A 22,980-nucleotide genomic window follows, 5' to 3' on the forward strand; every position below is an offset into this window, starting at 1 on the left:
ACATCGGGGCCGAGCGGTACGCGTGCGTGCACGGGATGATCGTTGCGCTCTCGTGAGGTGCCACGCCGATGCGCGCTCTCGGGCGCTGGCAGGATGGATGCCATGGTGACCCTGCTGCTCGATTCGACGCAGCTCGAGGTGGTTCTCTCGCCGACCGAGCGTGCGATGTCGTTCCGGAGATCGAACATCGTCGTGCCCCGCGAGCACATCGAACGCGTGCAGCTCACCGACGACGCGTGGACGTGGCTGCGCGGCGTGCCCAACCCCGGCATCAACCTGCCCGTCGCCGTCGGCGCGGGCACCTGGAAGTCCGCGGGCGGCAACGACTTCGTCATCATCCGAGGGCGCAAGCCCAGCGTGGTGGTGGACCTCGCCGGTCACGACGAGTTCGAGCGGCTCGTGCTCACCACCAAGCACGGCGTGGCCTTGCTCAAGGCGCTGCGGCTCGACGTGGCATCCGAGCCCGAGAACGTCGCCGACATCGTCGCCTGACCCGCGTCCCTCCCCTCCGCCGGGCGGTGACTTGCGGCATATGTTCGCGAGATTGCGGTCCCGGCGTGCATACGGCGCAAGTCAGCGATGGTGGGGCCTTCCCGGGGTGGTGACTTGCGGCATGTGTTCGCGAGAGCGCGCTCCGGGCGTGCATACGGCGCAAGTCAGCGATGGTGGGGCCTTCCCGGGGTGGTGACTTGCGGCATGTGTTCGCGAGAGCGCGCTCCGGGCGTGCATACGGCGCAAGTCAGCGATGGTGGGACCTCCCCGGGGCGGTGACTTGCGGCATGTGTTCGCGAGATCGCGCTCCGGGCGTGCATACGGCGCAAGTCAGCGAGGGTGGGGCCTCCCCGGGGCGGTGACTTGCGGCATATGTTCGCGAGATCGCGGTCCCGGCGTGCATATGGCGCAAGTCAGCGAGGGTGGGAGGGGAGGGGGCGGCAGGCGCGTGCGGGTCAGGACATCAGCTGCGCCACCGTGTCCCACGCGAGCTTGACGATCAGGATCGACAGCGTCACGAGGAACACGATTCGGACGAACCCGCTGCCCCGGCGCGTGGCCATGTGCGCCCCGATGAAGCCGCCGGTGATGTTCATCACGGCCATGGCGACGCCGAGGGCCAGGATGATCTCGCCGTGCACGCCGTACACCGCCAGCGCCGCGAGATTCGTTGTCAGGTTGGCGATCTTGGCGTTGGCGCTGGCCTGCAGGAAGCCGTAGCCCAGCACGCTCACGATCAGGATGACGAAGAACGACCCCGTCCCCGGTCCCAGGATGCCGTCGTAGAACCCCACCAGCAGACCGATCGCCGCAGCTCGCCAGACGATGGCCGTCCGACCGGTGTGGCGGGGGGCGTGCTCGAGGCCCATCTTCGGCTTGAAGAGGGTGTACAGCGCGACCGCCACCACCGCCACGAGCACGACCGGGGTGAGCACCTCGCGGGGGACGTACCGTGAGAGCGCCGCGCCGACCGTCGACCCGGCGTAGGCACCCGCGACCAAAGGGATCAGAAGGACGAGCTGCACGCGGATGCGGCGCAGGTACACCCAACTCGCCGAGAGCGTGCCGAAGAACGACGACAGCTTGTTGGTGCCGAGGATGAACGGCGTGGGCACGTCTTTCGGCACGGCGATGACCAGGGCGGGCAGCTGGATCAGGCCGCCGCCGCCGACGACCGCGTCGACCCAGCCGGCGACTCCCGCGGCCAGCAGGAGGAGGATCAGGGATGCCACCGACACCGGCAGCCATTCCGCGATCACCGGTCCATCGAGCACGGTTGATTCTCGCCGCTGCGGGGGGCCACGCCAAATGCAGGGCGGGCCCGCGATCGACCTTCGCTGCTCGGGGGACGGACTAGGCGGTGTCTCGCGGCTGATCGGGCCGTCGGCGCCGGCCGCCGTCGCGCACCTCCGACGGGTCGAGGCCGAAATGGCCGCGGTACGCGCGGGTGAAGCCTGCGGGGGTGAAGCCCCAGCGCACGGCGACCGCGTGGACGGTGTTGTCGCGACCCGCCGCCAGCAGGTCGCGGTGCGCGGCGGAGAGGCGCACGTCGCGCAGCACCTCGCCGGTCGACCGCCCGCCGGGCGAGTGCCACCGGAAGGCGACGTCGAGCTGAGTGGTCGGCAGCCCCGCGGCCTCGGCGATGTCCTCCACCGTCAGGGGGAGCGAGGCGTGGTCGTCGATGTAGCGCATGGCCCGGCGGTACCCGCTGAGGAGCGAGCGCGAGGTCACCGGGCGGCTGACGGGCTCGTTCCGCTGCGGGAAGAGCTCGATGATGCGCGCCGCGACGTGGCGGTACATCGCCGCGGCGACGAGATCGCTCTCCCAGACCGCCTCGCGCTCCGCGACGACGAATTGGACCATGTCGCGCAGCATCCGCCCGCTGTCGGGAGCGCGCGGGTGGCTGCTGTCGAACGTCAGGGTCAGGCGGTCGTCGGCGTGCATCCGCTGAACCATCCGTTGCAAGGCCTCGGGAAGGAAGCTGATACCGGCGCCGACACTGTCGGTGATCTCCACGGTCGTCGCCACACCGGGCAGGACCAGGTAGGCCGATACCGCGGCATCCCCCTGCTCTTTCCGCGTCCTCCATCGGCAGATGCCGGTCGCCGCGCCGAGCGAGACGTACGACCCCGCGGTGACCGTCATCCCCACCGTTCCGCTGAACGTCACCCGGTTCAGCAGGAACTCGGGCCGGCGGACGATGTCGTCGCTCATCGTGGCTTCGGGATCGCGCACGTGGTAGTCGCCGTACTCCGCGCGCAGGCGTGCCTCGACCTCGTCGCCGTTGCGGGCGAACGTCCGGGATCGCAGCGCCGTCATGGCTGACGCCCGATCGACGCGCGCACGGCGGGGAAGCGAGATGTTTTCGAAAACCGCAACCCCCCTGCGCCCGGTGGTGAGGCAAGCTGACACTGTCCGCATCGGAGGGGGCATCGGTCATGCGCGGGATCTTCGTCAGCGGAGGATCGGTCCTCACCACCAACGCGATCGCCCGGCAGCTCTTCCTCTACGCGTCTCTTCTCGCCGACCAGGGACGCACCGACACCGTCGATTTCCCGGTCATCGTCGACGGGGAGACCACGAACTGCACGCTGCTGGTGGGTGCGCACCTCGCACTGGCCGCGGTGACGGTCCCGCGCACCGAAGCCGGGACGCTCGCGGGCGAGGACAGTGCGCTGTTCGAGCTGCAGCGACGATGCGACGAGGTGCGGCTCGCCGCAGCGCGGACGCGGCCCTCGGAGTCGCTGGGCCCCTGAGCGCGTCGCTCGTCGACCAAGACCCGGCACGGTGTCCACGATGCCTCCTCGCCTGTGTCATGTCTCACGCTCCCGCACCGCAGCGTCCCGCGCATCCCGCTTGCGGGGTGGTTCCTGCCTGCGGTAGTTCTCGCTCGCCCGCAGCGCGGCCCGTACGGCGGCCGATCACGAAAGGACCCTTCGCGCAAGGGCATAGTCCAGCCCGGACCCGCTCTTCGAATGTGGTGGACAGGCGCTCGCTGGGCGACACTCGCCACCCTCGCAGAGTCGGGCGTCGAGGAGGGATCATGGGCAAGTTCATCTACGACTCGAACATCAAGGTGGAGTTCGAGGATCGTCTTCTCGCACATCTGCAGGCCGTGATCATGGCCAAGGTGCGACGCGGTGAGACCTTCACCTTCACCTGGAAGGACGACATCAGCACGGGCGGCGGGCGCACCTGCGTCTACATCCACTCCGGAGTGTCACTCGTCTTCAAGTTCCACGGTGGGCGCACCCCGCAGCTGAACCCCGCGTGGCTGCACGTCCTGACCTACAACGCCAACTCCGGGCGCGGCTTGTACGTCGTCTCCGAGCCGGACGGCCCGATCCGACCGCCGGAGCCGGTGAAGGAGATGGTGTTCATGCAGGTTCCCCGGCACGCGCCGGTGACGCCCTGACCCCGGACGCTCAGTCGACGTCGCGGCGCCAGGTGGTCAGCAGGCCGATGACGACCAGCGCCACCGCGTAGCCGAGCAGCACGAGACCGCCCGCCCACCAGTCGAGGGTGTCGCCGCCGGCCATGCCCATGACGCCGAAGATCGTCTGTCCGACCAGGGCGTCGCTCGCCGCGCTCGGGAACCACTTCACGACGCCCGCGAAACCCTCGACGAGCCCCCCGGCCGTGCGCACGATGGGCTCGACGAACAGCGTGATGGCGAGCACGATCACGATCGCGGCGACCTGGTTGCGCACGACGGTGCCGACGCCGATGCCGACGAGCGCCCAGAGCGCGAAGGCCAGCAGCATCCGCCCGACGAGCTCCCACGTGTCGGCGGTGGTCAGGGCCACGTCGATCCCGAAGATGCTCAGCACCGCCGCACCGGCTCCGACGGCGGCGAGCGAACCGAGGATGCCGTAGAGCAGACCCACCGCGATGGCGACGACGAACTTGCCCACGAGCACCACCCCGCGGCGCGGGGTCGCGAGGAAGGTCGGCGTCAGGGTCTTGTGGCGGAACTCGGTCGTGACCATGAGGGTTCCCACCAGCAGGGGGAAGACATAGCCCACCGCGGTCGCCGAGCTGTAGATGAGGCCCGTGATGCCGTCGACGGACGGCGCGGGGCCGCGCGCCCCCGACAGCTGACCGGATGCCACCCCGCCGAACACGAACGCCAGGACGCCCGCCGTGAAAGCGACGTAGGCGACGAGCACGATGCCCAGCACCCACCAGCCCGCGGTGCTGAACTGCTTGGTGTACTCGGAGCGGGTCGCAGCGGCAAGGCTCATCGCGGTGCCTCCGTCTCATCGGGTGCGGCGGAGGGGACGATGTCGATGACGCCCGTGGAGGCGACGGAGTACGAGGGGCGTGGGCCGCCGTCCGGCGGGGGTGCGGCGGCGCGCGCCGGCCGCGGCGCGGGGATCACCGCCACCAGTGCCGTGGAGGGGCGCGCATCGGCGTCGGCGTCGTCTGCGTCGGCGTCTGTGGTGTCGTCGGATGCCGGGGTGTCGGTGGCGGCGGCCGGCGGGGGCGCCGACCCGGTGGCATCCGGAACCTGCCCGGCATCCGTCTCGGGACCCGCCGCCGCGACCGCGGCCGGGACCCCGCCGGCGCTGGCGTGCACCCGCACGCCGCTGACGAGCTCGAGGAAGATGTCCTCCAGGCTCGCGCCCTTGCTCTGCAGGTTCGACAGCGCGATGCCGGCGCCCGCGGCGAGAGCGCCGATCTCGACCGGGTCGTGGTGGCGGATCGTGAAGCCGTTGCGCAGCAGCTGGTGCTCGATGCCCCGGTCGTCGAGCAGTCGCGACAGGGCCTCCCGGTCGAGCGAGTCGACCACGGTGGCGAACTCGTCGGGGTCGGCGAGGTCTTCGATGCCGCCCTGGAACACGAGGCGTCCGCGGGAGATGATCAGCAGCGCGTCGACGGTCTGCTGCACCTCGGCGAGCAGGTGCGACGAGATGAGCACCGTGCGCCCCTCCTCCGCGAGGTGGCGCAGCAGGGAGCGCATCCAGCGGATGCCCTCGGGGTCGAGTCCGTTCGCCGGTTCGTCGAGCACGAGCACGCCCGGGTCGCCGAGCAGCGCGGTCGCCAATCCCAGGCGCTGGCGCATGCCGAGCGAGAAGCCGCCGACGCGCCGGCCGGCGACATCGGCGAGACCGACGAGGCCGAGCACCTCGTCGATGCGGGTGGTGGGCAGGCTCGCCGCCCGCGCATAGACCTTGAGGTGGTTCGCGGCCGAGCGTCCCGGGTGGAAGCTGGATGCCTCGAGGGCAGCGCCGACGGTACGCAGCGGCGACGCCAGCTCGCTGTACGGCCGACCGCCGACGGTGGCCGTGCCCGAGGTGGGCCGCACGAGGCCCAGCAGCATGCGCAACGAGGTGGTCTTGCCGGCGCCGTTCGGGCCCAGGAAGCCGGTCACCTGCCCGGGCTCGACGCGGGCGGTCAGGCCGTCGACCGCCGAGATCGCCCCGAATCGTTTGGTGAGGCCGACCAGTTCGAGCACCTGTCCGTCGGGCATGCGACCCCTTTCCTTCGGCAGACGTTCCGCCCATCTTCCCCGATCCGGAGCCGAAAACGCATCCTCGCGAGGGGCGAGGCGGCGCGGGCGTCGTGTGTAACGTGGCAGCGTGCACGCAGAGCGAACCGAGAACGACGGCGTCCTGGTCGGCGGGCGGGGCGGCCTCGGCCACCTCACGCTCAACCGGCCGAAGGCGATCAACGCGCTCGACCTCGACATGATCCGTGCGCTGCACCTCACCCTCGACCGGTGGGAGAGCGACACCGACGTCGATGTCGTGCTCCTCGACGGGGCGGGCGATCGCGGCTTCTGCGCCGGCGGCGACGTGCGCGCACTGCACGAGATGATCGTCGGCGGCCGGGTCGACGAGGTGCACGCGTTCTTCCGCGAGGAGTACGCCCTCGATCACCGCATCGCGACCTCGAAGAAGCCGATCGTCGCCATCGCCGACGGCGTGTGCATGGGCGGGGGGATCGGTCTGGCCGGCCACGCCGCGATCCGCATCGTCACCGAGCGTTCGCGCCTGGCGATGCCCGAGACGCGCATCGGCTTCACCCCCGACGTCGGTGGATCCTGGCTGCTCGGTCGCGCCCCCGGTCGGATTGGCGAGTACCTCGCGCTCACGGGCGGAACGATGGATGCCAGTGACGCGCTGTACGCCGGCTTCGCCGACCACATGGTGCCGGTGGCCCACCTCGAGGCGCTGTACGAGGCGCTCGAGAACCGCGCCGATCCGTCCAGCCCGACCGAGCTCGTGCTGCTGTTCGACGAGACGCCGGAACCGTCGCGGCTGGAGACCGCGCGGGAGTGGATCGACGATGCGTTCTCGGCCGCTGACGTCCCCGGCATCCTGGAGCGCCTGCGTGCGCGTGACGAGGCCGAGGCCCGTGAGACGGCCGAGCTGCTGGCGGCATCCGCCCCGACGGCGCTGGCCGTGACGCTCGAGGCCGTGCGGCGGGCGCGCGAGCTGCCGTCGCTGCGGGCTGCGCTCGCGCAGGAGTACGGCCTCGTGCTCTGGTTCGCGTTCACGCAGCCCGACCTCGTCGAGGGGATCCGCGCGCAGCTCGTGGACAAGGATCGATCGCCGTCGTGGTCGCCCGCGCGGATCGAGGACCTCCCCGCCGACCGCGTCGCCGAGGCGTTCGCCTACGAACCCGAGCCGGCGCTGTGGTGACGGTGCCATGACCTCGCCGCGGCGTCGCTGGTCGATCGGTCGAGCCCTCGACGGGTTCTTCTTCGTCTTCGGCGGCGTCGCCGCGATCTGGCTCGCCTACCTCAGCCTCACCGAGTCGTTCTCGCTCGGCTGGGGCGGGGTGCTCATGGCGATCGCGTTCTGGGTGCTGCTGGCCTACCTCGCACTGCCTCGCCTGCACCGCATCCTCACCGCCATCTACGTGCCCGACTACTTCATGGGCCGCACCCGCACCTCCGACGGTCTGCTCGGAGACCCGGTGAACCTCGCGATGCGGGGGGCCGCGCGAGAACGTCGAAGCCGTCATGGCCGCGGCCGGATGGATCCCCGCCGATCCCGTGAGCCTGCGCTCGTCGTGGCGCATCATCGCGTCGACCCTGCGGCGGCGGAGTTACCCGCGTGCTCCGGTGAGCCCGCTGTTCCTGTTCGGGCGGATGCAGGACCTCGCCTACCAGCAGGAGGTGGCGGGCTCCCCGGCGAAGCGGCATCACGTGCGCCTGTGGAAGTGTCCCGACGGGTGGCTGCTGCCCGGTGGGCGGCGGGTCGACTGGCTCGCCGCGGGCACCTTCGATCGCGCGGTCGGTCTATCGCTGTTCACGCTGCAGGTGACCCACCGCATCGACGCCGACACCGACATCGAACGCGATCACATCGTCGGCACCGTCCGCGACCTCCCCGGCGTCGAGGTCGACGTCATCCGCGATTTCGCCACCGGGTACCACTCGCGAAACGGCGGCGGCGACACCATCACCACCGACGGCGACCTGCCGATCATCGACGTGCGCGGGGTCAGGACGGGGGTGTCGTCGTGAGGGAGGAGCGACGTCCCGAGAAGCGCCCGGCGTTCGAGCCGCCGCTCGATCCCCCCACGGCCGACCCTGCGATGCGCCGGCCGGTCTCGACGGTCGCGGGCAGCGTGCTCGTGCTGTTGCGCGCCGTCGCGGGGGCGTTGTGGGCGGTGAGCGTGGCGTTCTCGCTGCCGCCGTGGCTGCGGGCCGTCGCGGGCGCGGCGAGCGGAAACGCCGACGAGCCACTCGACCTGACCGTCAGTGACCTGGGCGTGGGGACGACGGTGTTCCTCGCCGTGCTCGGTGGCGTCTTCGTGGTGCAGGTGGTGTTCGGCATCCTGATCCTGTTCGGTGGCAACCTCGCGCGCGTGCTGGTGATGCTGCTGTCGGTCGCGTCGATCAGCGCGAACTTCGTGGGGTGGTGGGCGTACGGGCAGCAGATCACGGTCGGCACGACCCTGCTGACGTTGAGCCTCGACATCCTGGTGCTGCTGGCGCTGTCGAGTCGGGATGCCGCGGCCTACGCCCGGCGCGATGAGGGGCGCCGGCGGCGGGGCGTCATGCGAGCGCGTGAGGGTGCGACCAGAACAGGCGATGCGACGCGAACAGGGTGATCCGGCGCGGAACGGCCTGTCCTGGTGGCATCCCCCTGTTCTCGTGTCGTCATGTCGTGGCGGGTCGGGTCGCTTCCCATCGCCTCGGGCCGCGCACAGCCACGGCGGGTTAGCCTGAGAGGCGCCGCGCACCCGGGCGGCAGAACGGAAGAACGTACGTGTTCGACAGTCCCATGTCGTCCTCGGCATACGAGGTGCTCCGTGTCGCGGTCGACATCGACGACGAGGGCCTGCGCCGGGCGTATCGCCTGCGTCTGCGCGAGACGCATCCCGACACCGGCGGCGACGCCGCGCTGTTCGTCCAGGTGCAGCGTGCGTGGGAGCTCGTCGGAACGCCCGAAGCGCGCAGCGCCTATGACCGCGGCCGCGGAACGGCGCCGGGCGAATGGGGTGGAGCGGCCACGGCATCCGCCCCCTCCCGCCCGACCGACACGCGTCCGCGCGCGCGGGCGTACGGCCACCCCGGCGGCTGGCGCCGCGAGCGCTACCTCGGACTCATCCGCGAGTGGGTGGGTCGCGGGGTCGACATCGCCGACCCGTACGACCCGGCGCTCGTGCGGTCGGCGCCGCCGGAGATCCGGCACATCCTCGCCGATGCGCTCGCCGAGGAGGAGACCGCCCGGCTCGTGTCCGAACTGGGCATGGGGTACACGGTGTGGCACGACGTTTTCGCCGACCGTGACGGGCGCGACCCCGAGCAGAAGCTCGATCACCTCGTGCTCGGGCCCAGCGGGTTGTATGCGCTGCTGAGCGAGGACTTCGGCGGGCCGGTGGGGGTGCGCCGCGGTGAGATCACCGGGCCGAATATCATCGGTGCGCCGGTGACCGAGTTGGTGTCGCGCGCCCGCGTGATCGCCCGGGCAGCCGGGGTCCGCTTCAGCGGAGCCATGGTGGTGCTGCCCGACGACGCGATCCTGGATGCCGTCACGGAGCTCGGCAAAGTGCGTGGCACCCCCGTCGCCCTCGTCACTCGCAGCGCCCTGACGACCCTGTTGCGACGCGGCATCACAGGTGCGCGTGAGGTCGGCGGAACCGAGCTGTTCGACATCCGCACGCGGCTGCAGCAGCGCGTGCGCCACGTCTGACCCAGGAGGCAGGACGGGGCGTCTCGCTGACCCTCTCGTCGTCGCTCTGCTCGGTGAGTTCTGCGCCGGTCCCGGGGATCATGCCCGGCGGTACCATCCGCGCGGCAGGTCATCCAGCGCCCGATCGAGCGGAACGGTGAGGCCGAGCGGTCGCCCGTGTCGGCGGGTCACCGCGTTGAGGGCGCGAATCCGCTCGAGGGCGATCGCGGTCGAACCCTGCGTGACGACATCGCCCCAGACGCTCCGCCCGGCCATGTAACCGCTGGCGCCGGCGCGGCAGGCGATCTCCACCTGCACGAGGAAGGCGTCGAAAGAGACCCCTGCCGACAGGATCACCCAGGGAACCGTGATCGCGGCGTCGAGGCGCCGGCAGACCTCCTCCGCGGCAGCCCGGTCGTCCGCCGTGGCGACGGAGCCGGGGAACTCCACCTTCAGGACATCGCAGCCGAGCGCTGTCACCTCCGAAGCGGAGGCGACGATGCCCTCCGCCCGCGCCGTGAGCCAGGCAGGGTCGGCCGTGTCTTCGCCCTGCACGGCGTACCAGATCGGCTCGACGATGAGGGGGATGCCCGCCGCGGCGGCGGCGCGGTGCGTCGCTGTGAGCAGTGATCGCTGCGCGGACGCGACGGTCGGGTCGAGGTCGGGGCGGTAGAACCAGAGGAACTTCAGGGCATCCGCCCCTGCGGCGGCCGCGTCGGCGGGTGTCCACCCCTCACGGAGGATCGATCCCCGGGGCCCGTCGGGGAACTCGTAGTTCTCCGCCTCCAGGCTCGCCACGATTCCGACGTGCGGGGGAACCGCCCCGCTCGCGACCAGGTGGCCGATGCCGTAGTCGGGGTCCAGGAGCACGGCGGAGACCTCGCCCGCGACCGCGCGGACGACTGCCTCCTTCGCTTCGACGATCTCTGCATACGGCACACTGCCCACCGGGCCGAGCAGGATTTCGAACTCCGCGAGATGGTCGACCGCGCAGACCAGGACGAAGCCGTCGGAATCGGCGATCCGCTGGAGGGAGCGGGTGATTCCCGGGTGGGTGGGCTGCGTCATGGTGTTCTCGCTTTCGTCTTCGAATGTGAGATCGAGCATATTGAGTGGTGGTTATAACAGCAAACGTGTTATATATTTCGTGTGGCGACCACGTGGGTGTGGTCGCGGAGGACGAAGGAGCCACATGCACGAGCACGCAGCCGACCGGGGAGCTTTGTTCTCCGCTGCGCAAGAAGGCACGTTCGATCTGCTGGTCATCGGCGGTGGCGTGAACGGACTCGCCACCGCGTGGGATGCAGCGCTGCGGGGCCTGAGCGTCGCCATCGTCGAGAAGGACGACTGGGGCAGCGGCACGTCGTCATGGTCGTCCCGACTCGTTCACGGGGGACTGAAGTACCTCGAGCACCTCGAGTTCGGCCTCGTCTACGAATCCCTCCGCGACAGGGAGTGGCTCTTGAACGCCGCGCCGCATCTCGTCCGGCCGCTCGCGTTCATCATGCCCTTCTACCGAACCAACCAGAACGGGCCCGTGATCCTTCGCTTGGGGATGTTCCTCTACGACGTGCTCTCGGTGGGCAAGTCCGTCCCGAATCACCGCATCCTCTCGCGGGCGAAGACGATCGAGCGCGAACCCGGGATCATCCGCACAGGTCTCCTCGGATCCGGCGTGTACTACGACGCCCAGGTCGCCTATGCCGAACGACTCTGCGTGGAGCTGATGCTGGCGGCCACTGCGGCCGGCGCCCGCGCCGCGAACTACACGCGGGCGGAATCGTTCCTGTACGAGGACGGGCGGGTCACAGGAGCGCGCGTGCGCGATCGGGAGACCGATCGCACCTTCGACATCCGCGCGGGGGTGACCGTGAACGCCGCCGGGCCGTGGATCGACGAGGTGCTCGCCGGCACGCCGATGGGTTCCACCCGCTTGAACGGCGGGACCAAAGGCACCCATCTCGTCGTCGACCGCTTTCCGGGTGCTCCGACCGACGAGTGCGTCTACTACGAAGCGCGGACGGACGGTCGTCAGGTGCTCGTCATCCCGTGGCTGGATCGGTGCCTCATCGGAAGCACCGACAAGCGGTTCGAAGGCGACCTCGATCGAGCGATGCCGGACGACGAGGAGATCGACTACATCCTGACCGAGACCAACACCGTCTTCCCGGACGCCGAGCTCACGCGCGACAGCGTCGCCTTCGCGTACACGGGCGTGCGCCCGCTGCCGTACAAGCCTGACGGCGCGGAGGGCACGATCACGCGCAAGCACATCGTGAAGGACCACGCGCCCGAGCACCCGGGACTGATCACGCTGATCGGCGGCAAGCTGACGACCTTCCGAACCCTCGGAGAACATGCCACCGATGCCGTCATGAAGCGGCTCGGCCGTACGGGACGCTCCCGCACGCGCACCGTGCCGCTGCCCGGTGCGGCTCAGACGCCGCGACAGGCGCGGGCGGCGATCCATCGGCGGGCACCTTTCCTCGCCAGCGCCGAGGTCGACCGGCTGGTGGATGTCTACGGGTCCCGCGCCGAGCGGGTGATCGATCTCGTCGGCGAGAACCGAAGGGGAGGGGATGCTGTTCTGCTCGCGGAGGTCGAGCTGGCGGTGAGAGAGGAACAGGCGGTCCACCTGCGCGATGTCCTCGCTCGGCGCACGATGCTCGGCTTGGACAACGACCTGGGCGTACCGCTGCTCGATGGCATCGCGGACCACATGGCCAGGCTGTCGGGGTGGGACGGTCAGCGCCGCGCCGCGGAGATCGAGCAGTACCACTCGTACATCGAACGACTGATCAACACGGAGAGAGGTGAACGCATTGGAGCGTTTACTGCTGGGAATTGACGCCGGCCTGACCGTCACGAAGTCGGTCATCTTCGACGAACACGGCGTGCAGGTGGGCGTAGCCACGCGGCGCGTGGCGTCGCACAGCCCGCAGCCGAATTTCGTCGAGCGCGACCAGGACGCGGTATGGGCAGCGATCGTCGCCACCGTTCGTGACGTCGTGGTCCGCACCGGCGTGGACGTCGAAGACATCGTGGCGGTCGGTGTGACCGCGCACGGGGACGGCCTCTACCTCGTCGACGAAGCGGGGTTGCCGGTGGCCCCCGGGATCCTCTCGCTCGACACCCGCGCCCGCGATGTCGTGGAGCGCTGGCGGGAGGACGGGACCTTCGAACGGGCGCTCGCGTCGAGCGGTCAGACGCCGTTCGCGTCGACCCCGGCATCACTGCTGCGCTGGTTCGTCGAGAACGCCCCGGAGACCCTTGCTCGCGCACGATACGCCTTGACCTGCAAAGACGCGATGAAGGCGAGGATCACCGGATCGGTCTCGACCGACCGTACCGAGGCCAGTCTCTCCTTCGTCGATCCCCGCACGCAGCGATACAGCGCGGACATCCTCGCCACGTACGGGCTGGCCGAGTGGGAGTCGCTCCTGCCGCCCCTGATCGACTCGTCCGCGGTCGCCGGAGCAGTCACCGAAGACGCGGCGCGCCGACTCGGACTGCGCCCGGGGACGCCCGTCGTGGCCGGAGCGCATGACGTCGACTGTTCGGCGATCGGCTCGGGGGCCGTGCGTCCGGGGCAGATGTCGCTCATCGCCGGCACGTACTCGATCAACCAGGCGATCTCTTCGACGCCGCGCACGAGCGAGCGGTGGTACGCGCGAAGCTTCGTCGTTCCCGACATCTGGATCCATCAGGCCGTGTCGCCGTCCAGCGCGACGAACATGGAGTGGTTCGTCCGAGAGGTCGCGGCACCCGTGAGGGGCGACGCCGGAGGGACGGACGCGTTCGCGTTCGTCGAGGAGGAGGTCGCCGCGATCGCCGGCGATCCGGACGACGTCATCTATCTTCCGTTCCTCTACGGCTCTCCCCTCGCGGACCGCACCTCGGGAACCTTCCTGGGCCTGCGCGGATGGCACCGGCGGGGGCACCTCCTTCGAGCGGTGATGCAAGGAGTGGTCTACAACCACCGGTGGCACGTCGACGATCTGCTGACCTCCTTTGACGTGGAGAGCATCCACCTCACCGGTGGCGCCTCCAACAGCGGACGTTGGTGTCAGATGTTCGCCGACGCCCTCGCGCGCGAGGTTCGGGTGGCTCCCACGCCGGAGGCGGGTGCCCTCGGGGTCTGCATGCTCGCGGGTATCGGCGTGGGCGTCTACGCCGACCTCGACGACGCCGTCGAGCGCGCGGGCGGAGTGCCGGCGGTGTACAGCCCCGACCCCGACGGCGTGGCAGCGCACGCGGAGAACTACGCCCGCTACCGGCGAACGGTCGAGGCAATGCGTCCGGTCTGGTCTGCCATCCACCGCTGAGGCCGACCGTCGACGCGACGGGCACGCCGACCGTTCCTCCCACCGATCCCGGTGCCGATCACATTTGACGCACCGATCTCCGCATCGCTCACATCGAATCCAGAGAAGGAGTTAGACCGATGTCCCTCTCCCAGCCGTCCCCATCGCGCGCCGCGTTCGCCTGTCGCGCGATCTCCAAGGGCTTCGGCGGCATCCCCGTTCTCAAGTCCATCGACCTCGACCTCGCACCCGGCGAGGTCGTCGCGCTCGCCGGCGAGAACGGCGCCGGCAAGTCGACACTGCTGAAGATCATCGCGGGTCAGGTGCGCCCGGATGCCGGGGAGCTCACCCTGTTCGGCGAGAGCATCGGCCGGTACAGCTCAGGGGTCGCTCACCGTCATGGCGTGTCGATCGTGCCCCAGGAGCTCGCCCCGGTCCCCGACCTCGCCGTGTACGAGAACATTTTCCTCGGTCGGGAATTGCGCACGCGCCTCGGCACGATCGACCGCGCGGCGGAACGGCGAGAAGCACGACGGATGCTCCTCGACTTCGACGTCGACATCGATCCGGTCCTCCCCATGCGCAAGCTGACCGTCGCGGTGCAGCAGATCGTGGAGATCATCAAGAACACCTCGTCGGGTTGCAAGGTGCTCTTGCTCGACGAGCCCACCTCCGCGATCTCGACACGCGAGGTCGAGCGGTTCTACCGGATCGTGGACCGGCTGCGCGATGCCGGGGTGGCGATCGTCTACACGACGCACAAGATGGAGGAGATCCGCCGCTTGGCAGACCGCGTCATCGTGCTGCGCGACGGCCGATTGATCGCGGACGCACGAGCCGCGGACATCACCGACGACCAGATCGTCACCGCCATGATCGGCCGTGAGTTGGAGGCGCTCTTCCCCGAGAAGGCGACGGTCTCCTCCTCGGTTCGACCGGCGCTGTCGGTCCGGAGTATCCGCGTAGAAGGCTTCGACGCCGACGTCTCCCTCGACGTGCGCCCGGGCGAGATCGTCGCCCTGGCGGGCCTGATCGGGGCAGGACGCACCGAGTTGTTGGAGGCGCTGTTCGGATCACGCCGACGCGACGGCGGCCGCGTCGAGGTCGGCGGGGCGGTTCTCGCCGATGGACATCCGCGCGGCGCCATCGCGGCGGGCGTGGGTTTCGTCCCCGAGGACCGCAAGAACGCGGGACTGGTGCTGTCGATGAGCATTCTCGAGAACGGCATGCTTCCCCATCTCGACGGGTTCTCCACGGCCGGCTGGCTGAACCGCACCCGCGCCACCGCAACCCTCGGTGAGGTCGTGGACAGCCTGAACCTCAAACGATCAAGTCTCGGGCAGAGCGTGGGCACTCTGTCGGGCGGCAATCAACAGAAGGTGGTCCTGGGCCGCTGGTTGACCCATCCGCTGACCGTGATGCTGCTCGATGAGCCGACCCGCGGCGTCGATGTCGGTGCGCGCAGCGAGATCTACCGCATCGTCGCCGAGCTCGCCGCCCGAGGTGTCGCCGTCCTCATGGCATCGTCCGACATGGCCGAGGTCATCGGTCTCGCCCACCGCGTCGTCGTTCTACGCGAGGGGGGCGTCGTCGGCGAACTGGATTCGACACAGCTCGGCCCCCACGCCCAAGACCTCATCTTCCGGCTCGCTGCCGGCCTGCAGACAGGAACCCGCGCATGACCACCCCGACCTCCACCCCTGTGACCACCGAGGCGTTGGCATCAGCGATGTCCAGGTCGCGTTTCAGCCTGGGCGCATTCAAGATCTTCGCGATCAAGAACGCGATGATGCTCGTGATGGTGCTGGTCATCGTCTACTTCACCCTGGCGAGCCCCCTCTTCGCGACGCTCGACAACGTCCAGAACATCCTGCTCGCCGCAGCGCCGTTCGCCCTCATCGCCTTCGGACAGACACTCGTGATCCTCACCGGGGGGATCGACCTGTCCGTGGGCAGCACCATCGCACTGTCGGCGATGATCGCCGCCTGGTGGGCCCGGGCGAACCCCGAGCAGATCTGGATCGGCTTCGCCGTCGCCGTCGCCAGCGGCATCCTCGTCGGTCTCATCAACGGAGCGCTCGTCGCCTTCCTGCGTGTGCCCGCGTTCATCGCCACCCTCGCGATGCTCACCCTCGCGTCGGGCCTGGCATACGTCATCGGTGACGGTGCTCCGATCAACGGGCTCCCCGCCGCGTACGGTGACATCGCCAAATTCAAGGTGCTCGGCCTGCAATTCCCGGTGATCGTGATGATCGTGGGCTTCATCGTCCTGGCGGTGGTGATGCGCAAGACCGTGTACGGCACGCGCATCTACGCCACGGGCGGCAACCCGCAGGCTTCGCGTATCGCCGGCATCAAGGTCTCGGCGGTGCTGTTGAGCGTGTACGTCATCTCCGGCGGCCTGGCCGCCGCGTCGGGGGTGCTCCTGTCGTCTCGCGTCATCGCCGGAACCCCCAGCCTCGGGCAGGGATACGAATTGGATGCCATCGCCGCCGTCGTCATCGGAGGCGCGAGCCTTATGGGTGGTCGAGGGACGGTGTGGGGCACCCTCATCGGTCTCCTCCTGATCCAGACGCTGAACAACGGCATGGACCTGCTGCTCGTTCCCTCCTACTGGCAGTCGGTGATCAAGGGCGTGCTCATCGCAGCCGCCGTCGCCGCCGACGTCTACGTCAGTCGCAGGACTCACTGATTCGCCCCCGGTAGCACCCCACCCCACCCCTCTGCACGAAACAGACAAGGAAGTCACATGAAGAAACTGCTTTCCACCCTGACTCTGCTCGCCCTGGGAGCCACCGCTGTGAGCGGCTGTGCATCCGGAGCGCCGGCCGGAGATCAACCGCTGCGCATCGGCGTGTCGGTCTACGCCAACAGCTCGTTCATCACCCAGGGGCACGAGGGGGTCGACGCCTACGCCGAAGCGAACGACATCGACGTGCTCTGGCAGGCCGCCGACTTCGACGTGAACACCCAGGCCACGCAGGTGGAGCAGCTCATCAACCAGCGCGTCGACGCCATTCTGCTGGCACCGGTCCAGCCCGATTCGCTCGCCCCGCAACTCGCGTTGGCGAAGGAGAAGGGCATCCCGGTGATCGCCGTGAACGCTCAGCTCGACGACACCTCCGCACTGGCGTCCAGCGTGCAGCCCGATGACGTGGTCGCGGGCAGCCAAGCGGCGCAGATGATGATCGACCATCTCGGCGGCTCCGGGAACGTGGTGATCCTCCAGGGGGCGCTCGGTAGCTCGTTCGAGATCAACCGCACGAACGGCATGCAGGAGGCGATCGCCAAGAGCCCCGGCATCTCGGTGCTGGCGGAGGACGCGGGCAACTGGTCGCGCGACGATTCGATCAACCTCACCCGCACCTGGCTCAACTCCTTCCCCGGCAAGATCGACGGCATCATCGCGCAGAACGACGACATGGCCCTCGGCGCTCTCCAGGCCACTCGCGAGGCCGGACTGTCGATCCCGATCGTGGGGATCGACGGGATCGAGGACGCATTGAATGCTGTGAAGGACGGCGGCATGATCGGAACCCAGCTCCAGCACGGGCGTGTCGAACTGGCGGCGGGGCTGGCGGTCGCTGAGCGGGTCGCGAAGGGAGAGAGCGTGGAGCCGCTCTACACCTACCTCATGCCGCCGGTCACCTCAGACAACGTCGACGCGGTCATCGCGAACGTCGTCACCGAGAAGGACGCCTTCCTGAAAGGCCTGCCGGCTCTCGTCGACGCCAACTTGGAAACCGGTGACATCGCCAACGAAAAGCAGTGATCTCCGCCGTCCCGGCGGCGCTGAACCAGCGCTGCCGGGACGGTTACATTGGATGCGGACTTGCACGACGACCAGACATGGGGCCCAGGTTGTGAACACCGAGAAAGGCGGCGCGGGGGCGACCGGCGTGAAGGCGTCCCGCCAACGGGAGCGGCAGCGCCTGATTGCCGAGCAGGTGTTGCGTGAGGGGTCCGTGCGCATCGAGGTGCTGGCCGAGGACTACGACATCAGCCTCATGACCATCCACCGCGATCTCGACGAGCTGGAGACGCGCGGTCTCCTCCGCAAGTCGCGCGGGTGGGCGACAGCGATGTCATCGAGCCTCGTCGAAGCCAGCGACGTGTTCCGTCGTGATCAGCAAAGCGCCGAGAAGGATGCCCTGGCTCGTGCCGCGCTGGAATTCATCGCCCCGGGTCAATCCGTCTTTCTGGACGACTCCACCACGACCGCACGCTTTGCCGCCCTGCTGCCGCAGAAGGCGCCGCTGACCGTGGTGACGAACTACTTCTCGCTGATGGAGTCGTTGCGCACCGAGCGCGACGTGACGGTGCTCGGACTCGGTGGGCGTTACGTCAGCTGGTCCGACTCGTTCATGGGCAGTATGACCACGACCGCCATCCGCAGCGTCGCCGCCGACGTCTTCGTGATGTCGACCTCCGCGATCATCGATGACACGTGCTACCACCACACGCAGGACATCGTCGACGTCAAGCGCGCCATGTTCGACAGCGCGGCCGTCCGGATTCTCGCCGTCGATCACACGAAGTTCGAGCGGCGCGCTCTGCACGCACTCGTGCGTCTGAACGAGTTCGATCACGTGATCGTCGACGACGGTCTGAGCCCGGAGCGGCTCGCGAGACTGCGGGAGACCACCAGGGATCTCACGGTCGCCCGCGTGCGTGGGTGAGGGTTCCCTCGGCGGTGCGTGAGAGGAGGACCCGAGAGCGGTGCTCGGCCTGCTTGTCTCCGCCGTCGCCGTCGCCGTCGCCGTCGCCGTCGCCGTCGCCGTCAGCGGTGCGGGGTCCGTCACGTCGGACACGCCCTGCGCCCTCGCGAAGGGATGCCTAGGGTGGAGGCATGAGTACCGACGAGACCTCGGGTGCCTCGGCATCCGACGACATGAAGCGCAAGTTCAAGGAAGCGCTGGAGAAGAAGAACGGCCAGCAGCGCTCGGGTCAGGCGCACCTCGACGGCCACTCCGCCGTGCAGGGCACGCACGGAGCGGTCACCAAGCGGGAGTTCCGCCGCAAGAGCGGCTGAGCTGCCTTGACCCGCGCGCGTCGCCACCACCGGGCGACGCGCGCGGGTGTCAGATCCGGCGCAGTGGCGCTTCGAAGAACGCCAGCTCCAATGCCATCGATCGATCGTAGGCGGCGGCCATCGCGGCGCGAGTGGTTCCGGATGCCGTGCGGGCGGCGGCATCCACGATCGTCGCCGCCTCGGCCGATGACGCCGCGAACGTCTCGTCGCCGTAGGCGGTGAGCCAGTCGGCGTACGGATGGTCGGGGGCGAAGGTGCCGCGCCAGCGCGCGCCGATGTCGGTGTAGAGCACGAAGCAGGGCAGGATCGCGGCGACCAGCACGGCGTACGACCCCGCGGTCGATGCCGCATGCAGGTGGTCGGTGTAGTCCAGGGTCGATGGTGCGGGTTCGAGCTGCGTCGGGTCGACGTGCGACTGGTGCAGGGCGGCCTCCTCGACCAGGCACGACACTGATGCCGCCGCCCAGAACCGTTGCTCGTCGACGTTCGGAGCGAGCGCCGCGGCGCGGGCCAGCACGCGGGCGTACTCGCGCAGGTATAGCAGATCCTGACCGAGATACCAGTGGAAGGCGTCGCGGTCGAGGTCTCCCCATGCCAGTCCCCGCACGAACGCGCACGCGTCGACCTCGGCACGGGTCGAGGTCGTGGCATCCCATCGTCCGGCGCTCCAGGAGCGGCCCAGATCGATGTGGGGGCGGAGTTCGTGCAGATGGTCGATCGGGCCGTTGCCGCGGCCGACGTGCAGGGCTTCGGCGTTCTCGAGGGCGCCGGTGAGCCAGCGCTTCGCGCGTTCCAGCGCCGCGGGCCAGGGGAGGCCGTGGGCGGCGAGGGTCGCCATCGCCGACGACAGCGAGCAGCCCGTGCCGTGGGTGTGCCGGGTGGCGACGCGACGGCCCGGCACCGGGTGGACGCCGGTCGTGTCGACGATGGCATCCGGGCTCTGGTCGCCGTCGAGGTGACCGCCCTTCAGCAGCACGGCGGTGTCGGCCGTCTCGGCCAGGGTGCGCGCCTGGGCGACCGCATCGTCCCAGGTGCGCGCGACGGGTCGGTCGGTGAGGACGGCGAGTTCGGGCAGGTTGGGGGTGACGAGGTCGGCGCGGTGGCAGAGTGTGCGCACCGCCTGCTCGGCGTCGGCGTCGAGCAGGCGGTCGCCGCTGGTCGCGATCATCACCGGGTCGAGCACGACGATCCGCGGCTGCGTCTCGGCGAGCCAGGCGGCGACGGTGGCGACGACGTCGGCCGAACCGAGCATGCCGATCTTGACCGCGTCGATCTCGACGTCGTCGCTCACCGCGCGCAGTTGCGCGTCGAGGAACGCCGTGGGCGGCACGTGCACCTCGCGGACGCCGAGGGTGTTCTGCGCGACGAGCGCGGTCACCGCCGCCATGCCGTAGCCGCCGAAGGCGGCGATGGACTTGAGGTCGGCCTGCACGCCGGCGCCCCCGGTGGGGTCGGTGCCGGCGATGCTGAGCACGCGCGGGCTCGCTTCCCGCTGCTGTGCGGCGCTCACGCGGCGCTCGCCCACGCCGCTCGGAGGTCGCGCACGACCGCGCCCGGGTCGTCGGCCGCGCACACCGCCGAGACGACAGCGACGCCCGCGGCCCCCGCGGCGCGGAGGGCGGCGACGTCGCCGACGTCGATCCCGCCGATCGCCACGCACGGCAGAGCGGTGGATGCCGCGAGCTCGGCGAACCCGTCGACGCCGAGCGGTCGCGGGTGGTCGGGCTTGGTGTCGGTCGCGCGGATCACGCCGACGCCGAGGTAGTCGAGGGTCCCCGGGGCGAACGCGTCGGCGGCAGCGAGGTGTTCCGGAGTGTTCGCCGTCCAGCCCACGAGGGCGGTGGGGCCGAGGAGCGCGCGTGCGGCGTCGACGGGGAGGTCGCTCTGACCGAGGTGGATGCCGTCGACGCGGGCGCCGCGGTCGCGCGCGGCGAGCACGATGTCGAGGCGGTCGTCGACGACGAAGGCGCAGCGACCCGCGACGACGTCGGCGAGGTCGAGTGTGCGGGCGTAGAGCTCGCCGCCGGTGGCGACCTTGTCGCGCAGCTGGACGACCGTGACGCCGTCGTTCACCGCTTCATCGACGATGTCGCGCAGGCGGGCGAAGGGCACGCGGTGGTCGGTGACGAGGTGCAGGGAGAGGTCTGTCATCGCGTGAGCTCCACGCGGCCCACGAGGTCGTGCGGCTGCACGGCGGCGAGCTCGTCGAGGAACGCGACGGCGAACGAGCCGGGGCCCGCGGACCGGGATGCCGCCCGCTCGGACGCCACCGCCCAGACGGCGCTCGCGGCGTGTGCCGCTTCGAAGGGTTCTACGACCGCTGCGAAGGCCGCCATCGCGGCGCCGAGGGCGCAGCCGCCGCCGGTGACCTTCGTCAGAAGAGCGCTGCCCCCGGGCACTCGCGCCGTGCGTCCGGCATCCACGATGAGGTCGGTCTCGCCTGAGACGGCGACCGTGCCGCCGGTGTGGGCGGCGAGCTCGCGGGCGGCGTCGAGGGCGTCATCGGCGGTATCGGTGGCGTCGACGCCGCGACCGCCGGCGCCCAGGCCCGCGAGGGCGAGGATCTCGGAGGCGTTGCCGCGGATGATCGCCGGACGCGCCTCGAGCAGCTCGTGCGCGAGGGCGGTGCGAACGGGCAGGGCGCCCACTGCGACGGGGTCGAGCACCCAGGGGGTGCCCGCGGCGACGGCTTCGCGGGCGGCGTCGCGCTGCTCGGCGGTGGGCGTGCCGAGGTTGACGAGCACGCCGCCGGCGATGCCGGCGAACATGCCCGCTTCGCCCGGGATGTCGCACATCGCGGGGGCTGCGCCGAGCGCCAGCAGGGCATTGGCGGTGAAGTTCGTCACCACCGCGTTGGTGATGCACTGCGTGAGCGGTGACGCCTCGCGGAGGCGTTCTAGCGCCCGGGCCGGGTCGGCTTGGAGAGCGGGGGTGGGGGTGGACGGAGACGACGACGTGCGAACGACCATTCGCGACATCCCTTCGCTAGTACGAGCTAGATCAGGTTCAACGGGTGTGTTCTCAGCCCCTTGCGGGCACCCCGTGTCACTGCCGGTGACGTTAGCACGGCGAGCGGGCCTCGTCGGCCGCTCAGAACCGCGCGGTGAACCCGCCGTCGGTGTGGAGGAGCTGTCCGCTGACCCAGCGGCCCTCGTCGGACAGGAGGAACGCGGTGATGCCGGCGATGTCGCGGGGCGTACCGAAGCGGCCGAGCGGGTGGTAACCGGCGAGGGCGTCGCGGGTTGCGGCATCCATCCATCCGGTGTCGATCGGGCCGGGATTGACGACGTTGGCGGAGATGCCCCGCGGGCCGAGTTCGCGTGCGGCGGAGATGACGATGCGGTCGAGCGCACCCTTCGACGCGCCGTAGGGGAGGTTGCCCGTGGTGTGGTCGCTCGTGAAGGCGATGATCGCGCCACCGGTTTCGTCGACCTGTCGCGCGAAGGCGGCGATCATGAGCAGGGTCGCGCGGGCGTTCACCGCGACGTGGCGGTCGAAGCTCTCGGCGGTGGTGTCGAGGATTCCGGACTCGACACCATGTGCGTGGCTCAGCACGAGGGCGTGGATCGGTCCGCGCTCGCGGGAGACGCGTTCGATGAGCTCGGTGGGCGCTGTGGGGCTGGCGAGGTCGCACGGGTAGTCGCCGGTGTCGAGTTCGCTGGTCACGGTGTCCCAGCCGTCTGTCTGCAGGCGCGGGAGGATCGCGGCGGCGATGCTGTTCGCGCGTGCGGCTCCGGTGACGAGGGCGAGGGGCATAGGACGAGGGTATGGCTTCGGCTCCGGCCGGCGCGCGGGTGGCGACGGTGTGCGGGCGGCGATGGTGGGGCGCGGGTGGTGCTTGCTGGCGGCTGCGCGGGTGGCGACGGCTTCGAGGTGGCGATGGTGGCGGTTGCGCGGGTGGCGGCGGCTTCGAGGCGGTGGCGGTGGCGGTGGCGGTGGCGGTGGCGGTGGTGCGGGGCTCGTTCCTCCCCAGAAAGGGCCTCTGACCGGGAGCGAGCCGGTGAGGTGTGGAGGAGGGGTG

The 22,980-nt window shown here is 70.0% G+C and carries 23 protein-coding genes and 1 riboswitch; of the genes, 14 read left to right on the forward strand and 9 right to left on the reverse strand.

Annotated elements, in window-relative coordinates; all coding sequences use genetic code 11:
* Positions 1 to 102 precede the first annotated feature (102 nt).
* On the forward strand, positions 103 to 492 hold the full coding sequence (locus QE392_RS05595) for a hypothetical protein (RefSeq protein ID WP_307326932.1): 390 nt from the start codon (positions 103 to 105) through the stop codon (positions 490 to 492).
* 455 nt (positions 493 to 947) lie between these two features.
* Here QE392_RS05595 and QE392_RS05600 read toward each other — a convergent pair whose 3' ends face one another.
* Both QE392_RS05600 and QE392_RS05605 read right to left on the reverse strand, forming a co-directional pair.
* A complete protein-coding gene (locus QE392_RS05600; protein ID WP_307449189.1) occupies positions 948 to 1,766 on the reverse strand; it encodes a sulfite exporter TauE/SafE family protein in 819 nt (272 codons plus the stop codon).
* Between the two features lie 79 nt (positions 1,767 to 1,845).
* The gene (locus QE392_RS05605) at positions 1,846 to 2,811 is read right to left on the reverse strand and encodes a helix-turn-helix transcriptional regulator (RefSeq protein WP_307449192.1); all 966 of its coding nucleotides are present in this window, start codon (positions 2,809 to 2,811) and stop codon (positions 1,846 to 1,848) included.
* Between the two features lie 119 nt (positions 2,812 to 2,930).
* Between QE392_RS05605 and QE392_RS05610 the strand changes: the two genes are divergently transcribed.
* Complete coding sequence (locus QE392_RS05610; RefSeq protein WP_307449195.1) at positions 2,931 to 3,248, forward strand: hypothetical protein; 318 nt, start codon at positions 2,931 to 2,933, stop codon at positions 3,246 to 3,248.
* Between the two features lie 287 nt (positions 3,249 to 3,535).
* Complete coding sequence (locus tag QE392_RS05615) at positions 3,536 to 3,907, forward strand: DUF7882 family protein (RefSeq protein ID WP_307449198.1); 372 nt, start codon at positions 3,536 to 3,538, stop codon at positions 3,905 to 3,907.
* A 10-nt stretch (positions 3,908 to 3,917) separates the two neighbouring features.
* Here the strand turns inward: QE392_RS05615 and QE392_RS05620 are convergent, their stop codons facing one another.
* Both QE392_RS05620 and QE392_RS05625 read right to left on the reverse strand, forming a co-directional pair.
* The gene (locus QE392_RS05620; protein ID WP_307449201.1) at positions 3,918 to 4,736 is read right to left on the reverse strand and encodes an ABC transporter permease; all 819 of its coding nucleotides are present in this window, start codon (positions 4,734 to 4,736) and stop codon (positions 3,918 to 3,920) included.
* Positions 4,733 to 5,965 carry an ABC transporter ATP-binding protein gene (locus QE392_RS05625; protein ID WP_307449205.1) on the reverse strand — a complete coding sequence of 411 codons (1,233 nt, stop codon included), beginning with the start codon at positions 5,963 to 5,965 and terminating at the stop codon, positions 4,733 to 4,735. The genes QE392_RS05620 and QE392_RS05625 overlap by 4 nt, the downstream gene beginning before the upstream one ends.
* A 109-nt stretch (positions 5,966 to 6,074) precedes the next feature.
* On the opposite strand from QE392_RS05625, the gene QE392_RS05630 reads away from it, so the two are divergent.
* From QE392_RS05630 to QE392_RS05645, 4 genes are all read left to right on the forward strand, one after another.
* Positions 6,075 to 7,139, forward strand: a complete 1,065-nt coding sequence (locus QE392_RS05630; protein WP_307449208.1) for an enoyl-CoA hydratase/isomerase family protein — start codon at positions 6,075 to 6,077, stop codon at positions 7,137 to 7,139.
* Between the two features lie 323 nt (positions 7,140 to 7,462).
* Positions 7,463 to 7,969: an LssY C-terminal domain-containing protein gene (locus QE392_RS05635; RefSeq protein WP_307449211.1), complete on the forward strand. Its 507-nt coding sequence runs from the start codon at positions 7,463 to 7,465 to the stop codon at positions 7,967 to 7,969.
* The gene (locus QE392_RS05640; RefSeq protein WP_307449214.1) at positions 7,966 to 8,559 is read left to right on the forward strand and encodes a hypothetical protein; all 594 of its coding nucleotides are present in this window, start codon (positions 7,966 to 7,968) and stop codon (positions 8,557 to 8,559) included. Before QE392_RS05635 ends, QE392_RS05640 begins: the two co-directional genes overlap by 4 nt.
* Positions 8,560 to 8,717: 158 nt before the next feature.
* On the forward strand, positions 8,718 to 9,644 hold the full coding sequence (locus tag QE392_RS05645; protein ID WP_307449219.1) for a DnaJ domain-containing protein: 927 nt from the start codon (positions 8,718 to 8,720) through the stop codon (positions 9,642 to 9,644).
* 78 nt (positions 9,645 to 9,722) lie between these two features.
* Here the strand turns inward: QE392_RS05645 and QE392_RS05650 are convergent, their stop codons facing one another.
* The gene (locus tag QE392_RS05650; RefSeq protein WP_307449222.1) at positions 9,723 to 10,730 is read right to left on the reverse strand and encodes a tagatose 1,6-diphosphate aldolase; all 1,008 of its coding nucleotides are present in this window, start codon (positions 10,728 to 10,730) and stop codon (positions 9,723 to 9,725) included.
* 85 nt (positions 10,731 to 10,815) lie between these two features.
* On the opposite strand from QE392_RS05650, the gene QE392_RS05655 reads away from it, so the two are divergent.
* The 7 genes from QE392_RS05655 to QE392_RS05685 all read left to right on the forward strand — a co-directional run bounded on the left by QE392_RS05655 (position 10,816) and on the right by QE392_RS05685 (position 18,959).
* A complete protein-coding gene (locus tag QE392_RS05655) occupies positions 10,816 to 12,471 on the forward strand; it encodes a glycerol-3-phosphate dehydrogenase/oxidase (protein WP_307449225.1) in 1,656 nt (551 codons plus the stop codon).
* A complete protein-coding gene (locus tag QE392_RS05660; RefSeq protein WP_307449229.1) occupies positions 12,446 to 13,948 on the forward strand; it encodes an FGGY-family carbohydrate kinase in 1,503 nt (500 codons plus the stop codon). The genes QE392_RS05655 and QE392_RS05660 overlap by 26 nt, the downstream gene beginning before the upstream one ends.
* 119 nt (positions 13,949 to 14,067) lie before the next feature.
* Positions 14,068 to 15,609: a sugar ABC transporter ATP-binding protein gene (locus QE392_RS05665; protein WP_307449231.1), complete on the forward strand. Its 1,542-nt coding sequence runs from the start codon at positions 14,068 to 14,070 to the stop codon at positions 15,607 to 15,609.
* Positions 15,606 to 16,619, forward strand: a complete 1,014-nt coding sequence (locus QE392_RS05670; RefSeq protein WP_307449235.1) for an ABC transporter permease — start codon at positions 15,606 to 15,608, stop codon at positions 16,617 to 16,619. Before QE392_RS05665 ends, QE392_RS05670 begins: the two co-directional genes overlap by 4 nt.
* Before the next feature lie 57 nt (positions 16,620 to 16,676).
* Positions 16,677 to 17,699, forward strand: a complete 1,023-nt coding sequence (locus tag QE392_RS05675; RefSeq protein ID WP_307449238.1) for a substrate-binding domain-containing protein — start codon at positions 16,677 to 16,679, stop codon at positions 17,697 to 17,699.
* Positions 17,700 to 17,790: 91 nt separating this feature from the next.
* Positions 17,791 to 18,606, forward strand: coding sequence for a DeoR/GlpR family DNA-binding transcription regulator (locus QE392_RS05680; RefSeq protein WP_307449242.1), 816 nt, complete (start codon positions 17,791 to 17,793; stop codon positions 18,604 to 18,606).
* Positions 18,607 to 18,776: 170 nt separating this feature from the next.
* On the forward strand, positions 18,777 to 18,959 hold the full coding sequence (locus tag QE392_RS05685; RefSeq protein ID WP_150955198.1) for a DUF5302 domain-containing protein: 183 nt from the start codon (positions 18,777 to 18,779) through the stop codon (positions 18,957 to 18,959).
* 49 nt (positions 18,960 to 19,008) lie between these two features.
* Here QE392_RS05685 and thiD read toward each other — a convergent pair whose 3' ends face one another.
* The 4 genes from thiD to QE392_RS05705 form a co-directional block, all read right to left on the reverse strand.
* On the reverse strand, positions 19,009 to 20,469 hold the full coding sequence (gene thiD, locus QE392_RS05690; protein WP_307449248.1) for a bifunctional hydroxymethylpyrimidine kinase/phosphomethylpyrimidine kinase: 1,461 nt from the start codon (positions 20,467 to 20,469) through the stop codon (positions 19,009 to 19,011).
* Positions 20,466 to 21,110, reverse strand: coding sequence for a thiamine phosphate synthase (gene thiE / locus QE392_RS05695; protein ID WP_307449253.1), 645 nt, complete (start codon positions 21,108 to 21,110; stop codon positions 20,466 to 20,468). Before thiE ends, thiD begins: the two co-directional genes overlap by 4 nt.
* Positions 21,107 to 21,928 carry a hydroxyethylthiazole kinase gene (thiM, locus tag QE392_RS05700; RefSeq protein WP_307449258.1) on the reverse strand — a complete coding sequence of 274 codons (822 nt, stop codon included), beginning with the start codon at positions 21,926 to 21,928 and terminating at the stop codon, positions 21,107 to 21,109. Before thiM ends, thiE begins: the two co-directional genes overlap by 4 nt.
* A riboswitch (TPP riboswitch) is annotated at positions 21,920 to 22,012 on the reverse strand. (Overlaps the previous gene by 9 nt.)
* Before the next feature lie 37 nt (positions 22,013 to 22,049).
* Complete coding sequence (locus QE392_RS05705) at positions 22,050 to 22,715, reverse strand: SDR family oxidoreductase (protein WP_307449262.1); 666 nt, start codon at positions 22,713 to 22,715, stop codon at positions 22,050 to 22,052.
* Positions 22,716 to 22,980 lie beyond the last annotated feature (265 nt).

Source organism: Microbacterium proteolyticum (assembly GCF_030818075.1).
GTDB classification, from domain to species: Bacteria; Actinomycetota; Actinomycetes; order Actinomycetales; family Microbacteriaceae; genus Microbacterium; species Microbacterium proteolyticum_A.

Excerpts from the sequence above, each read along its gene's own strand:
- QE392_RS05595 (WP_307326932.1), top strand. The coding sequence starts at position 103 with ATGGTGACCCTGCTGCTCGATTCGACGCAGCTCGAGGTGGTTCTCTCG.
- QE392_RS05605 (WP_307449192.1), bottom strand. The coding sequence starts at position 2,811 with ATGACGGCGCTGCGATCCCGGACGTTCGCCCGCAACGGCGACGAGGTC.
- QE392_RS05610 (WP_307449195.1), top strand. The coding sequence starts at position 2,931 with ATGCGCGGGATCTTCGTCAGCGGAGGATCGGTCCTCACCACCAACGCG.
- QE392_RS05615 (WP_307449198.1), top strand. The coding sequence starts at position 3,536 with ATGGGCAAGTTCATCTACGACTCGAACATCAAGGTGGAGTTCGAGGAT.
- QE392_RS05620 (WP_307449201.1), bottom strand. The coding sequence starts at position 4,736 with ATGAGCCTTGCCGCTGCGACCCGCTCCGAGTACACCAAGCAGTTCAGC.
- QE392_RS05625 (WP_307449205.1), bottom strand. The coding sequence starts at position 5,965 with ATGCCCGACGGACAGGTGCTCGAACTGGTCGGCCTCACCAAACGATTC.
- QE392_RS05635 (WP_307449211.1), top strand. The coding sequence starts at position 7,463 with ATGGCCGCGGCCGGATGGATCCCCGCCGATCCCGTGAGCCTGCGCTCG.
- QE392_RS05650 (WP_307449222.1), bottom strand. The coding sequence starts at position 10,730 with ATGCTCGATCTCACATTCGAAGACGAAAGCGAGAACACCATGACGCAG.
- QE392_RS05655 (WP_307449225.1), top strand. The coding sequence starts at position 10,816 with ATGCACGAGCACGCAGCCGACCGGGGAGCTTTGTTCTCCGCTGCGCAA.
- QE392_RS05665 (WP_307449231.1), top strand. The coding sequence starts at position 14,068 with ATGTCCCTCTCCCAGCCGTCCCCATCGCGCGCCGCGTTCGCCTGTCGC.
- QE392_RS05670 (WP_307449235.1), top strand. The coding sequence starts at position 15,606 with ATGACCACCCCGACCTCCACCCCTGTGACCACCGAGGCGTTGGCATCA.
- QE392_RS05675 (WP_307449238.1), top strand. The coding sequence starts at position 16,677 with ATGAAGAAACTGCTTTCCACCCTGACTCTGCTCGCCCTGGGAGCCACC.
- QE392_RS05685 (WP_150955198.1), top strand. The coding sequence starts at position 18,777 with ATGAGTACCGACGAGACCTCGGGTGCCTCGGCATCCGACGACATGAAG.
- thiE (WP_307449253.1), bottom strand. The coding sequence starts at position 21,110 with ATGACAGACCTCTCCCTGCACCTCGTCACCGACCACCGCGTGCCCTTC.
- thiM (WP_307449258.1), bottom strand. The coding sequence starts at position 21,928 with ATGGTCGTTCGCACGTCGTCGTCTCCGTCCACCCCCACCCCCGCTCTC.
- QE392_RS05705 (WP_307449262.1), bottom strand. The coding sequence starts at position 22,715 with ATGCCCCTCGCCCTCGTCACCGGAGCCGCACGCGCGAACAGCATCGCC.